We start from the raw sequence: 13,409 nt of genomic DNA on the forward strand, positions 1-13,409 counted from the left end.
TCCCTTAGGCACGCGGATGCGCTTGCTGATAAACATGACGCAACCGCTCAGTCGTTACATGAGTATATAGTCCCGTCGTCGATAGAGAGGCATGACCTAAGAGTTCCTGAACCGCCCGAAGGTCCGCCCCTCTCTCTAACAGGTCTGTCGCGAAGCTATGTCGAAGTGCGTGCGGCGTCACATGTTTCGAAAGCAAATGATCGCCTTTTTTTAAGATTTTACGAATACCGTCTGTCGTCAGTCGTCGTCCCGATTTCGAAACGAACACAGCCTGTTCCTTTTCATCTTTTCCTCGACGCTCTTGCAAGTAAACCTGCAACGTCCGTCTAGCGAAAGAACCAATCGGCGTGATGCGTTCCTTACGACCTTTTCCATATACATGGACATACTCTAAGTCTTGATCTAAATCTTGAAGATTTAGTCCTGCCAACTCACTGACACGCATCCCGGTCGCATAGAGCAGTTCAATCATTGCGACATTTCGGTTGCCTAGTGTATCTTCCGTTCGAAAGGCTTCTAAAAATCGTTCGTATTCAGATGGAACTAAAAAGGTCGGTAACGATTGGGCACGTTTGGGCGCTTTCAATCCTTCAAACGGGTTGACTGCATCCGTGTCGCGCGTCAAAAAGCGACCAAATTGCTTCAAGCATGATACTTTTTGGGCAATTGTCGATTTTGAAGCTTGTTGCTCGTAGAGTGCATACAAATAACGCCGTGCAGTTGCCAATTCAATCGATCGTAGTTGATGATCGAGGCAAAAAGCGGCGTATTGTCGAAGGGTTTGATCATATGAGCGACCCGTATTCGGAGATAGTTGACGTTCGATATGCACGTACCGCAAAAAGTCTTTCCGCAGCCGCTCAAACTCTGAGTCTAATCCCATTTCCGAGCCTCCTCCTGACCATGTGTTCTCGAATCGACCTTAGCATAGCACACCGCAAGTAGTCTGACAATAGACCAAAAACCGAAAAAATGACGAAATTATCACGCTTTTATGAAAAATTAAGAAATGGGGGAAAAGTCCGCTGTTTCTGCGGCTTTTCCCCCATCCTCTTTACATATCGGTAAAGTCTTTGATGGATTCTAACGCTCGTTCTGCGAGGAGCGCATATTTCTCAGGTTTCTTCATTCGGACTGGATGACCGACGAGCCCGGGAACAAGTCCAAAGTTCGCGTTCATCGGTTGGAAGTTCTTTCCTTCGGTCGTCGTGATGTAGTGCGCCATCGCCCCCATCATCGTCTCTTTCGGGAACGCGATTGGATCTGCTTCATTCACTAACCGTGCCGCATTGATTCCTGCCGTCAAACCGGATGCTGCTGACTCGACATATCCTTCGACCCCTGTCATTTGACCGGCAAAGAATAAATCATGTCGTGTCCGTGTTTGATACGTCGCTTGCAATAAGTTCGGTGAATTGACGAACGTATTCCGGTGCATGACACCATATCGGACGATTTCGGCATTTTCTAAACCAGGAATCAAACGGATGATCCGCTTTTGCTCGCCCCACTTCAAGTGCGTTTGGAAACCGACGAGGTTGAAGAGTGTTCCAGCCGAGTTATCTTGACGAAGCTGAACGACTGCGTAAGGACGTTCGCCTGTTTTCGGGTCTTCAAGACCGACCGGTTTCATTGGTCCGAACAACAATGTTTTTGGTCCGCGTGAAGCGAGTACTTCAAATGGCATACAGCCCTCGAAGTAAATTTCTTTTTCAAATTCTTTCAGCGGAACGACTTCTGCCGCAATCAGCTCGTTATGGAAATGCGTAAACTCTTCTTTTGTCATCGGACAGTTCAAGTACGCGGCTTCTCCTTTATCGTAGCGTGACTTGAGGTAGACCTTGTCTCGATCAATCGTATCCCCATCGAGAATCGGTGCTGCCGCATCGAAGAAATACAGATAATCTTCTCCCGTGAACTGTTTGAGTGATTCAGATAACGCAGCACTCGTAAGTGGTCCAGTTGCAACGATCGTCGGACCATCCGGAATCGCTTCTAGCTCTTCATGATGGACCGTGACGTTCGGATGATTCTTCAGTGTTTCTGTCACATAGCCTGCGAAGTCATGCCGATCGACAGCGAGTGCGCCCCCTGCAGGGACACTCGCTAAATCAGCCGCTTTCATGATGAGAGAGTCTAATTGACGCATCTCTTCTTTTAATACACCAACTGCATTCGTCAATTGATTCGCACGTAAGGAATTCGAACAGACGAGCTCTGCAAATTGATCGGTATGGTGAGCAGGGGTCTGCTTCACCGGTCGCATTTCATATAAATCTACTTGGACGCCTCGCTTCGCAAGCTGCCATGCTGCTTCAGAACCTGCGAGCCCGGCGCCAATTACCGTTACTCGTTTCAACGGTCATTCCTCCTCTTGCTCTTGATCGATGCGTGTTTCATGATGTCCACAAGATGTACATTCTACTTTTACACCGTTCTTGATTTTCTTTTGTACCATCATACTGCTACAGACGGGACACGGCTCTTCGACCGGCTTATCCCATGAGACGAATTCGCACTCTGGATAATTTGAACACCCATAGAACAACCGGCCTTTTTTACTACGACGTTCGACGATGTCCCCTGTACCACATGTCGGACACTTGACCCCAATCTCGACTTGGATCGGCTTCGTGTTTCGGCATTCCGGGAAGTTTGAGCACGCCATGAACTTGCCGTACCGTCCCATCTTGATGACCATCGCATGACCGCATACTTCGCAATCTTCTCCGGCTGGTTCATCTTTGATTTCAATTTTCTCGATTTCTGCTTCCGCCCGCGTCAAACGTTTCGCGAATGATTTATAAATCGGATCGACGACTTCCGTCCACTGCATGTCGCCTTTTTCAATCGCATCAAGCAACGCTTCCATGTCTGCCGTGAATTGAACCGTGATGAATTCTTGGAAATAATCACTAATCATATCAATGACGAGCTCTCCGAGTTCAGTCGGTAAGAATTTCTTTTCTTCGAGCGTCACGTACCCTCGTTTTTGAATCGTGTCGAGTGTTGGAGCATATGTCGAAGGACGACCAATCCCGAGTTCTTCCATCGCTCGTACTAAACGTGCCTCTGTATAGCGTGGCGGTGGCTGCGTGAAGTGTTGTTTCGGGTCAATCGATTCCTGTTGCAAGACTTCACCGTCCTCGAGTGGTGGTAAGAGTCCTTCTTTGACGTCCGTCACTGCTTCATCATCTGTATCCTCGATGTAGACTTTCATGAAACCAGGGAACTTGACGGTCGAACCGTTCGCCCGGAACATGACATCGTTCGAATTCAAATCAACTTTGACCGTGTCTAAAATCGCCGGTGCCATTTGACTGGCGACGAATCGTTCCCAAATGAGTTTATACAGTCGGAACTGGTCTCGCGACAAATACGATTTAACGAGTTGTGGGTCACGCATCGTTGACGTCGGACGAACTGCTTCGTGAGCATCCTGTGAATTGGCCGCTTTTTTCTCTTTACGTTTTTCACTGGCGATGTATTCTTTTCCGTACGCATTTTCGATGAAACCATGCGCTTCGAGGTTCGCTGTTTCAGACGTTCGTGTCGAATCGGTACGCATATACGTAATCAAACCGATTGTCCCTTCTTTCCCTAACTCGATTCCCTCGTAGAGTTGTTGGGCAATCATCATCGTTTTCTTCGCCCGGAAATTAAGCTTACGTGCCGCTTCTTGCTGGAGCGAACTTGTTGTAAACGGTAACGCTGGATTACGTTTGCGCTCTTTCTTCGTTACCGAGTCGACCGTAAAGGATTCTGAAAGTTTTGCCAACACCTCGTTGACATCTTCTTCAGAATGGAGTTCACGTTTTTTACCGTCGACGCCATAAAAGTTTGCTTCGAGTTTTTCACCGTTCGCATCAAGCTCAAGTTTAATCGTCCAGTACTCTTCTGGTAAAAAGGCATTGATTTCTTGTTCCCGATCAATAATCATCTTCACGGCAACCGATTGAACACGTCCCGCAGACAATCCTTTTTTAATTTTCTTCCAAAGTAACGGACTCATGCTGTACCCAACAAGACGGTCCAAAATACGCCGCGCTTGTTGCGCGTCGACAAGATCATAGTTGATCTTGCGGGGTTTCTTGAACGAATCCTTGATGGCGTCTTTTGTGATTTCATTGAAGACGACCCGACACTCTGTCGATTCATCGACACCGAGGGCTTTCGCTAAATGCCAAGCGATCGCTTCCCCTTCACGGTCAGGGTCGGCCGCGAGATAGATTTTTTGTGCTTTTTTAGCAGCAGTTTTCAATTCTTTCAAGACCGGACCTTTACCACGAATCGTAATATATTTTGGTTCATAGTCATGTTCGACGTCGACACCCATTTGGCTTTTTGGCAAATCGATGACATGCCCCATCGATGCTTTCACGGTATAGTTCGAACCGAGATAACGTTTGATGGTTTTTGCCTTTGCAGGTGATTCGACGATTACTAAATATTTTGCCATTGCAATCGCTCCCTATTAGAGGCGTACTCGTATTTTAATCTCACTTATCATAGTAGTCTCGATTCCCATTTGTCAACGTCCATCAAGATACTTTTTGAAACTTCTTCCGGATTCAGGAGCGGAATCGCCCCTTCCGCAATCAATTGATTCGTTCCACAAAACATTTTTTCAGTCGGACAACCCGGCAAGCAATAGACGTCTTTCCCTTGGTCGAGGGCGTGTCCTGCCGTGTTCATCGTTCCGCTTTTCAACGCTGCTTCGACGATGACGAGGGCTGATGATAATCCAGCAATGATGCGATTACGTTCTAAAAATTGGAATTTTTGAATGGGGGTCTCGGGAGGGTACTCGGAGAGCAACAAACCAGCTTGTGCGATGCGATTAAAGAGGGCCGCGTGTTGCTTCGGATAAAGAGAATCGAGTCCTGTTGCCATGACGGCGATGGTTGGTTGGTCATACTTCAAGGAAAGGCGATGGACGAGGGAATCAATCCCGTAAGCTCCACCAGAGACAGTGACGAAAGGGGAATTAAAAAACGGGCGTAAGAACGATAGACGTTCTTTATGGGACGGGGATGGGGTTCGGCTACCGATGATGCTGATTAAAGGGTGACGCAGAAGCGACGGGTCACCTACGTAATACAGACCGTAAATCGGTCGTGGTATGTGGAGTAATTGTTGCGGGAACTCGGGATCGGTCGGAACAAGTAACTGAGACGGGAGGTGTTCGAGCGAAAGAGCTGCTTGATATCGCTTTTTACTCTCGGCATTTGTCGGAAGATCAGCGACCGATAAAATACCGTATTGTTCTACTAAGGCGACGATTGGATAAGGAACACGACAGGCTGCAAATCGGACATACCATTCTCGCTCCATTAACATACACTCCTTTTATATAGAAGAAAGCCGTCCTGAATCTTCAGGACAGCTCTCGACGTTTTTATTTGACCGTTGAACCCGTGACACATTGATCGTAGATACCAGCATCTTTGATGACACGAATTAACGTTTCACCAATGACTGCCGGAGAGTCTGCGACTTCGATACCATTTGCACGAAGTGTCTTGATTTTTTCCGATGCCGTACCTTTACCACCTGAGATGATGGCACCCGCATGACCCATACGTTTTCCCTCAGGAGCAGTTTGTCCACCGATGAATCCGATGACCGGCTTCGTCATGTTGGCTTTGACCCACTCAGCCGCTTCTTCTTCTGCCGTACCACCGATTTCACCAAGCATGATGACCGCTTTTGTTTCAGGATCTTCATTGAACGCTTTGAGCGTGTCGATGAAGTCTGTCCCATTGACAGGATCACCACCGATACCGACAGCAGTCGATTGACCGATTCCAGCCGTCGTCAATTGGTGAACAGCTTCATACGTCAATGTCCCAGAACGTGAAACGATTCCGACATGACCTGGTGTGTGGATGTAACCAGGCATGATGCCAAGTTTCGCGACACCCGGTGTGATAACGCCAGGACAGTTCGGACCAATCAAACGAACTGGTTTTCCGTCAAGATAACGTTTTACTTTTACCATATCAAGAACTGGAATTCCTTCTGTGATACAGATGATGAGAGCGATGTCTGAATCCGCTGCTTCCATGATTGCATCCGCAGCGAATGCTGGTGGTACATAGATAATCGATGCATTTGCCCCTGTTTTAGCGACTGCTTGCGCAACCGTATCAAAGACAGGCACGCCACCGAGCACTTCTGTTCCGCCTTTACCTGGTGTAACACCACCGACGAGGTTCGTTCCGTAATCAATCATTTGTTCACCGTGGAACATCCCTTGATTACCTGTAATTCCTTGAATGATCACTTTTGTTGATTCGTTTACCCAAATACTCATCCTTAGCTCCCCCTTACTTCACGAGCGCAGCGATTTTTTCTGCGCCGTCTGCCATTGATGTAGCTGCTGTAATCGCTAGACCTGAATCTTTGAGAATTTGTTTCCCTGCGTCAACATTTGTTCCTTCAAGACGAACGACGAGTGGTAACTCTAAGCCGACTTCTTTTGTTGCTGCAACGATCCCTTCCGCGATGACATCACACTTCATGATGCCGCCGAAGATGTTGACAAAAATTCCTTTGACGTTATCATCTGAGAGAATCAATTTGAACGCTTCCGTTACTTTCTCTTTCGTCGCGCCGCCACCTACATCGAGGAAGTTGGCCGGATCGCCACTGAAGTGTTTGATGATGTCCATGGTTGCCATCGCAAGACCTGCGCCATTAACGAGACAGCCGATATTCCCATCAAGCGCGATGTAGTTCAAATCGCTTTTTGAAGCTTCGACTTCACGTGGATCTTCTTCCGTTTCATCACGGAGTGCGACGATGTCCGCATGACGATACAACGCATTCGAATCGAAGTTCAACTTCGCGTCAAGTGCAACGACATCACCGTCTTTTGTTGTAACGAGTGGATTGATTTCAGCGATTGAGCAATCCTTTTCAACGAAGAACGTGTAGAGTTTCGTCACCATACCAACGAATTTGTTAACGAGTTTAACGGGTACACCCATTGCGAACGCTAATTTACGTGCTTGGAAAGCTTGAAGTCCGACTGCTGGATCAACGATTTCCTTGATGATTTTTTCAGGAGTCGCTTCTGCCACTTCTTCAATGTCCATTCCGCCTTCACTTGAACCCATGATGACGACACGACCTGTCACACGATCAAGGACAATCCCGAGATAGTATTCCTTATCGATCGCACAACCTTCTTCGACGAGAAGACGTTGAACGACTTTACCTTCTGGTCCTGTTTGATGCGTGACGAGCGTTTTGCCGAGTAACTCCGTCGCGAATTCTTTTACTTCTTCTTGCGATTTTGCTAGTTTGACACCACCGGCTTTACCGCGTCCCCCTGCGTGAATCTGTGCTTTGACAACTTTAATTGGGCCTGACAATTGTTCTGCTGCATCGACAGCCTCTTCGACCGTAAATGCTGCGATTCCGTTCGGTACAGGTACACCGTATGAACGAAGTAACTCTTTTGCCTGATATTCATGTACATTCATGAAAAAATCCCCCTTAACCCCTTTAGTTTCGGCTCTTTCATTGTAGTTAAAATTGGAAGCGCTGTCTATCGTTATCGACCGAAAGCATTTATTTTTTCGTGATTCCCTCATGATCGAGCTGATACAAAAAGGCAAACAGCTCGGCGATGACCCCGTATAACTCCGGCGGAACTTGCTCAGATACCTCGATTGCATCAAGTAATGTTACCAATGTCTGATCTTGCCGAATCGGAATGTTGTGTCGGATCGCTTCTTCTAAAATCCGCTCGGCGACGATTTCGGAACCTTTGGCGACGACTTTTGGAGCTGCCATTTGTTCTTCATAAGATAAAGCAATCGCTTTTTTCATGCTTGATAATCCACCCTTCCACTCCGACGTGTCAAATCGATAGGCACCCGCTCTTTCGTTTGTTCGACCAATTCAAAACGAATCAACTCATATCCCTGCTCCTTTAAGCGTTGTTCCATCATCGGTTGATAAGCGTCCATGAATGCGCTAATCCGTTGATCCGGATGAAAGACGGAAACAGCCATCTTTCGATCAGTGATTAATAAGTCAATCGCAATTTCGCCCAACTGAGGCAGTTTGAGATAAAAAGCGATTCGGGCATGGTCCGGATTGAATTCTTTTTTGTCGAACGGTGCTTCCATCGTCACATCGACATCTTCAAAGGGACCAAACTGTGGTAGTTGCAACATAAAGATGCCGCGTCCCGGTTCATTCGTCGCTTGAACGAGTTGTTGCGTCAAGATTTGATCACTCGTCTTTCGGTCAAGGGACCCTTGCCCATCTGCCTCTGCAGTACGCGCTAACTGAATGAGCTCAACAATTGTCTGTTTGAGTACTTGACCCGATCCTTCCATCGCGCGTTGGCCAAGTTGTTGTAACAGCGCACGTGTCGTCTGCGGTACTCCCTCTGACGCTGGTCGCAAGAGACTTTCAAGCATCGAAGGCAGGATTTGTTTCGCCGCAGTTTGTGGAGCTTCCGATAAAATCTTCAGCACCGGTTGCCCTTCCGTGCTCGTCACGACGAATCGGTACGACATTCCTTCTTTTAAATCAGCCGTTGTTCCAGCCGTTAGGACCCGTTGTCCGACTTGCAACTCCATTAACCCGTCCGGCAATAATTTCAATACTTTCCCGACGACATTTGCCCCTTCGCGTAACGGCATGTTGGCTTGATCAATAATCTTAAAGGGAAGTAAGGCCCGATGTTCGATTTGCACACGCATTCACCTCCTAGAGTCGATCAAGAACCGGTTTGAACGTTTTGCGATGAATCGGTGTCACACCGTATGTATCGAGTGCCTGCAAATGCTGTGCTGTCCCGTACCCTGCATGTTGCTCAAACCCGTATCCCGGATACTGTTTCGCATAGTCCTCCATCATCGCATCACGCGTTTCCTTCGCAATGACGCTCGCCGCTGCGATTGAGATGCTACGCGCATCCCCTTTAATCAGTGACGTTTGAGGTAGATTGAGATCAAGCTCCATCGCATCGACGAGCAATGCCTCGGCAGACACGCCATTCACCGCTTGTAACATCGCCTGTTTCGAGGCTTGGTAAATATTGATCCGGTCAATTTCTGCTGGTTCGATGATGCCGATGGCGACCTCTGCGACTTTACGAATATGCTGATACGCCAGTTGCCGTTGTTTTTTTGACATTTGTTTTGAGTCCGTCAACGCGGGATGATAAAAATCTTTTGGTAAGATGACTGCTGCCGCGACGACAGGTCCAGCAAGCGGACCTCGCCCGACCTCATCGACACCAGCAATCTTCTCCCACCCCTGTGCCCGGTAAGCTTCTTCGAACTGCGAGCGTTCAATAAAACTGAGGCGCAATTGTTCTTCGAGATCGAGGCGACGGCTTGTTTGTTTCAATAACAGCCTGATCCCTTTTCGTTCATCATGCATCAGATCCTGTTCGATGGCTGCGAATTGTTCGCGTGAAATCCCTTTGAGACGTTCTCTTAAGTCTTGAATCTTCATCTGACATTCACTCCTATTTCGAAAAAAGCTTGGACCTTCTAGAGAAGGTTCCAAGCTCGTCTTATTCTGCTGTTGTTGCCCATTCTTCGACTGTTTCAAGTGTCACACGTCCGACTTTTTCCGTCCGTAGCTCATGTAACAACATCTCGCTCGTCCGTTCGAAATCGACGTATCCACCTGAATTGAACCCTCGTTTGTTCCCGATTGCTTCTAGTACATCAACGGCTTCACCGGACACATCGTCTAAGCGATAGCGTTCCATCAATTGCTCCGGATAACGCGATTTGAGCTCACGGATGGCAAACAGCGCGATGTCATCGATGTTTAAGATATCATCTTTGATTGCACCTGTTGCTGCTAGACGATAGCCAACCAACTGATCGTCAAACTTCGGCCAGAGAATACCTGGTGTATCGAGCAACTCCATCTCACCCGTCTTCATTTTGATCCATTGCTGACGTTTCGTCACACCCGGGCGGTCACCCGTGATGGCAATGTTTCGTCCGGCAAGGCGATTGATTAATGTTGATTTCCCGACGTTCGGGATGCCGATGATCAACGCTCGAATCGCACTCGGATTTCGTCCCTTTTCACGCATGCGATCATGTTTTTCTTTCATCAGGCGTAATGCACCTTCATGAATTTGTCCAAGACCCTTATTGTGTTTCGCATCGACAGCGATGACATCGACTCCGTCCTTACGAAGGGCCTTCATCCAGCGCTCCGTCAAACGCGCATCAGCCATATCGGCTTTGTTCAAGACGATTAACCGCGGTTTTCCTGCCGTAATTTGCTCGACCATCGGATTGCGACTCGACATCGGGAGACGTGCATCGACCAATTCGATGACGACGTCGATTAATTTTAATTTTTCCTGGACTTCACGACGTGCTTTCGCCATGTGACCAGGGAACCATTGTATCGTCATATATTCCACCTCAACTCATCATATTACTGGACTGCTAACTTCATGTTGTGTGACGCGGTAAGACCTGCTTCAGTTACCGTCACTTCGTTCTCAAGAAACGATCCATCCCTTAGTATACGCAAAAAAAGCCAAGAAAAGAAGTAGTGTCGTGCGGACACTACTCAATTCCTGACCTTGTTCCATCAAACGCACGGTTGATGGAGCTGTTTCTGCTAGACTCACCTTACTACGCGCCCATGATTTTTTAATCAACTGATCGTAAATCACCGAACGGATAAAAGACGAAATTTGTCGTTCCGACGATTTGATCTTCATCGACGAACCCGATGTCACGGCTATCTTTCGAGTTTTGACGGTTGTCCCCCATGACGAATACTTTACCGGCGGGTACTTTCGTTTCGCCGGTCCGATCTTCTAATGTAAAGTCTTCCGTCAAAGGAACACCATTCATTTGCGCTTTAAATTCTTTTAAATATGGTTCTTCCACTTTTTTATCGTTGATATACAGCATATCATCCTTGTAGTACAGCGTATCGCCTGGGACAGCGATGACACGTTTAATATAGTCACGTGTTTCCGTCGCATGGAAGACGACGATATCGCCACGCTCTGGTTCATTAAAGTAATAGGGAACCTTATTGACGACCATCCGGTCTGAATTGTGCAGTGTCGGCATCATCGACTCGCCGTCCACGATGACCGGGACGAATAGAAACGTTCGGATGATGAACGCAATCACGAGCGCTACGACAAGCGCCTTTACCCAACTAAATAACTCCTTCACGCGTTCCACTCCTTTGATTAAATCTTTAACCTAGACTTAGTATACGCATAAACGATAAAAAAAAGAAGCTTGTCCGAGGACAAGCCACTTTTTCACATGATTAACGACGAACTTCTTTAATACGCGCCGCTTTACCACGAAGGTTACGGAGGTAGTAAAGTTTCGCACGACGGACTTTACCGTAACGAACGACTTCGACTTGTGCAACACGTGGTGAGTGGAGCGGGAAAGCACGCTCTACGCCAACTCCGTAAGAAATCTTACGGACTGTGAAAGTTTCACTGATGCCGCCACCGTGACGTTTGATGACTACGCCTTCGAAAAGCTGGATCCGCTCACGCGTACCCTCGACGACTTTAACGTGTACACGGACTGTATCCCCAGGACGGAACGAAGGGACGTCTGACTTGATTTGTTCTTGTGTAATTTCACGGAACAATTGTTGTGTGTTCATGAATGATTTCTCCTTTTTTCACCAATGTTCTTATCTTCATTTGCTTATTGCATCCAACAGCGGAACATCGTTAATAGGTGGCTTTTGCCACATGTTTTAACTTATCACAATTTCATTCTTTTGACAATCCTGAAATTGACTGAAGGTACTTTAAATCACTTGCGGACAGCTCGGCTGTCTCGAGTAAATCAGGACGTCGCTCGAGCGTCCGCTTCAAGGCTTGCTGTCTTCGCCACTGCTCGATTTTTGCATGATTCCCGGATAATAAGACGTCCGGTACCCTTAATCCGTTATAGTCGGCAGGACGGGTATAATGGGGGTATTCGAGCAATCCGGTCGAAAATGAATCGTCTTCATGACTGGCCGACTTGCCGAGGACATCAGGTAACAAACGGACGACGGCATCAATCATCGTCATCGCAGCTAATTCCCCTCCCGTCAAAACGAAGTCTCCAAGCGACACCTCGTCCGTCACCAGTTCGTCATGAATCCGTTGATCAAATCCTTCATAATGTCCACATAAGAAAACAAGTTCCGATTCCTGCGCCCATTCTTCCGCTACTGCTTGATCAAAACGCTGTCCTGTCGGTGTCATCGCAACGATGCGACGGTTCGCTTTCGGCAAGGCCGCAACAGCGTCAAAAACAGGTTGCGGCGTCAACAACATCCCAGCACCACCCCCGTAAGGAGAATCATCGACACGCCCATGTCGATTCGTCGAATAGTCTCGGAAGTTAATGTACTCGAGATGTATCCGCGCATCTTCTTGTGCCCGTCCGACGATTGAATGATCGAGTGCTGTGAACATGTCCGGAAAAAGCGTCAAGACTTTGATGTTCATCCTTCAATCAATCCAGGTAATGGTGTGATTTGAATCCGCTTTTCTTGCACATCGATCGACGCGACGACTTGTTCGATGTACGGAATCAAGACGTCTTTTTTTCCCGGACGTTTAATCGTCCAGACATCGTTTGCTCCGGTCTCTAAGATTTCCGAGACAACCCCGATTTTCTCATCTCCGTCATAGACGTCGCAACCGATGATTTCGTGGTAGTAGTATTCATTTTCTCCGAGCTCTTGTAAGACTTCCGGCTGCACGAAAAGTTTCATCCCTTTATACTTTTCGACGTCGTTGATGTGATGCATTCCTTTGAAGGTCACCATGACGAATTGTTTATGTTTCCGGTAACTGCTCACCGTCAGCGGTACATACGTCCCCTCCATCTCGAGAAATACGTCATTTCCGACTTTAAAGCGTTCTTCCGGAAAATCTGTACTCGCAAGTAATTTCAATTCTCCCTTTAGACCGTGTGTATTCGCGATTTTCGCGACTTCTAACCATTGCATCTTCTTCACTTCCTTCCTTTAAAATCGTCATTCTTCTATTTTTCTGCAACAAAAAGGAGGTAAGCTTTCGCTCACCTCCAAATGTCTTACTTCGCGAGTTTCGCGTTGTGGAATTTCTCCATGATACCAGCTTTTGAGAAGAGGTTACGAACTGTGTCTGATGGTTTAGCACCTTCAGCGAGCCATTTAAGAGCGAGCTCTTCGTTAAGTTTTACTTCTGCTTCTGGTTTAGCAACCGGGTTGTAGTATCCGATTTGCTCGATGAAACGACCATCACGTGGTGCACGTGAGTCTGCTACTACCACACGGTAGAAAGGTGATTTGTTTGCGCCCATGCGCTTAAGACGAATTTTAACTGCCATTCGTAAGTCCCTCCAGATATTAAATAGTTTTTTGGTTTAGTCAAATTGACA

15 protein-coding genes are annotated in these 13,409 nt (G+C 47.3%); all 15 read right to left on the reverse strand.

Annotated features, from left to right (window positions below):
- Positions 1-4 precede the first annotated feature (4 nt).
- Positions 5-883 (reverse strand): tyrosine recombinase XerC, encoded by an 879-nt coding sequence (locus tag KNP96_RS00895; RefSeq protein ID WP_214768594.1) that lies wholly within the window; start codon positions 881-883, stop codon positions 5-7.
- Between the two features lie 171 nt (positions 884-1,054).
- Positions 1,055-2,359, reverse strand: a complete 1,305-nt coding sequence (gene trmFO / locus KNP96_RS00900) for an FADH(2)-oxidizing methylenetetrahydrofolate--tRNA-(uracil(54)-C(5))-methyltransferase TrmFO (protein WP_214765154.1) — start codon at positions 2,357-2,359, stop codon at positions 1,055-1,057.
- A gap of 3 nt (positions 2,360-2,362) precedes the next feature.
- Positions 2,363-4,459 carry a type I DNA topoisomerase gene (topA, locus tag KNP96_RS00905; protein WP_088837373.1) on the reverse strand — a complete coding sequence of 699 codons (2,097 nt, stop codon included), beginning with the start codon at positions 4,457-4,459 and terminating at the stop codon, positions 2,363-2,365.
- Positions 4,460-4,506: 47 nt separating this feature from the next.
- The gene (gene dprA, locus KNP96_RS00910; RefSeq protein ID WP_214768595.1) at positions 4,507-5,334 is read right to left on the reverse strand and encodes a DNA-processing protein DprA; all 828 of its coding nucleotides are present in this window, start codon (positions 5,332-5,334) and stop codon (positions 4,507-4,509) included.
- A 64-nt stretch (positions 5,335-5,398) separates the two neighbouring features.
- A complete protein-coding gene (sucD, locus tag KNP96_RS00915; RefSeq protein ID WP_088837375.1) occupies positions 5,399-6,316 on the reverse strand; it encodes a succinate--CoA ligase subunit alpha in 918 nt (305 codons plus the stop codon).
- A 13-nt stretch (positions 6,317-6,329) separates the two neighbouring features.
- Complete coding sequence (gene sucC / locus KNP96_RS00920) at positions 6,330-7,490, reverse strand: ADP-forming succinate--CoA ligase subunit beta (protein WP_029330843.1); 1,161 nt, start codon at positions 7,488-7,490, stop codon at positions 6,330-6,332.
- Positions 7,491-7,578: 88 nt separating this feature from the next.
- Entirely contained in the window at positions 7,579-7,839 is a 261-nt protein-coding gene (locus tag KNP96_RS00925; RefSeq protein ID WP_088837376.1) for an EscU/YscU/HrcU family type III secretion system export apparatus switch protein, read from the reverse strand.
- On the reverse strand, positions 7,836-8,717 hold the full coding sequence (locus tag KNP96_RS00930) for a flagellar hook-length control protein FliK (RefSeq protein ID WP_214765157.1): 882 nt from the start codon (positions 8,715-8,717) through the stop codon (positions 7,836-7,838). The genes KNP96_RS00925 and KNP96_RS00930 overlap by 4 nt, the downstream gene beginning before the upstream one ends.
- A 13-nt stretch (positions 8,718-8,730) precedes the next feature.
- Positions 8,731-9,483 (reverse strand): ribonuclease HII, encoded by a 753-nt coding sequence (locus KNP96_RS00935; RefSeq protein WP_088837378.1) that lies wholly within the window; start codon positions 9,481-9,483, stop codon positions 8,731-8,733.
- Between the two features lie 61 nt (positions 9,484-9,544).
- A complete protein-coding gene (gene ylqF, locus KNP96_RS00940; RefSeq protein ID WP_088837379.1) occupies positions 9,545-10,411 on the reverse strand; it encodes a ribosome biogenesis GTPase YlqF in 867 nt (288 codons plus the stop codon).
- 244 nt (positions 10,412-10,655) lie between these two features.
- Complete coding sequence (gene lepB, locus KNP96_RS00945; RefSeq protein WP_214768597.1) at positions 10,656-11,195, reverse strand: signal peptidase I; 540 nt, start codon at positions 11,193-11,195, stop codon at positions 10,656-10,658.
- 100 nt (positions 11,196-11,295) lie between these two features.
- Complete coding sequence (rplS, locus tag KNP96_RS00950; protein ID WP_088837381.1) at positions 11,296-11,649, reverse strand: 50S ribosomal protein L19; 354 nt, start codon at positions 11,647-11,649, stop codon at positions 11,296-11,298.
- Between the two features lie 112 nt (positions 11,650-11,761).
- The gene (gene trmD / locus KNP96_RS00955) at positions 11,762-12,490 is read right to left on the reverse strand and encodes a tRNA (guanosine(37)-N1)-methyltransferase TrmD (protein ID WP_214768598.1); all 729 of its coding nucleotides are present in this window, start codon (positions 12,488-12,490) and stop codon (positions 11,762-11,764) included.
- Complete coding sequence (gene rimM, locus KNP96_RS00960) at positions 12,487-12,996, reverse strand: ribosome maturation factor RimM (RefSeq protein WP_214768599.1); 510 nt, start codon at positions 12,994-12,996, stop codon at positions 12,487-12,489. The genes trmD and rimM overlap by 4 nt, the downstream gene beginning before the upstream one ends.
- 86 nt (positions 12,997-13,082) lie before the next feature.
- The gene (gene rpsP, locus KNP96_RS00965) at positions 13,083-13,358 is read right to left on the reverse strand and encodes a 30S ribosomal protein S16 (protein WP_012370770.1); all 276 of its coding nucleotides are present in this window, start codon (positions 13,356-13,358) and stop codon (positions 13,083-13,085) included.
- Positions 13,359-13,409: the final 51 nt, after the last annotated feature.

Source organism: Exiguobacterium sp. s133 (assembly GCF_018618595.1).
GTDB lineage: Bacteria > Bacillota > Bacilli > Exiguobacteriales > Exiguobacteriaceae > Exiguobacterium_A > Exiguobacterium_A oxidotolerans.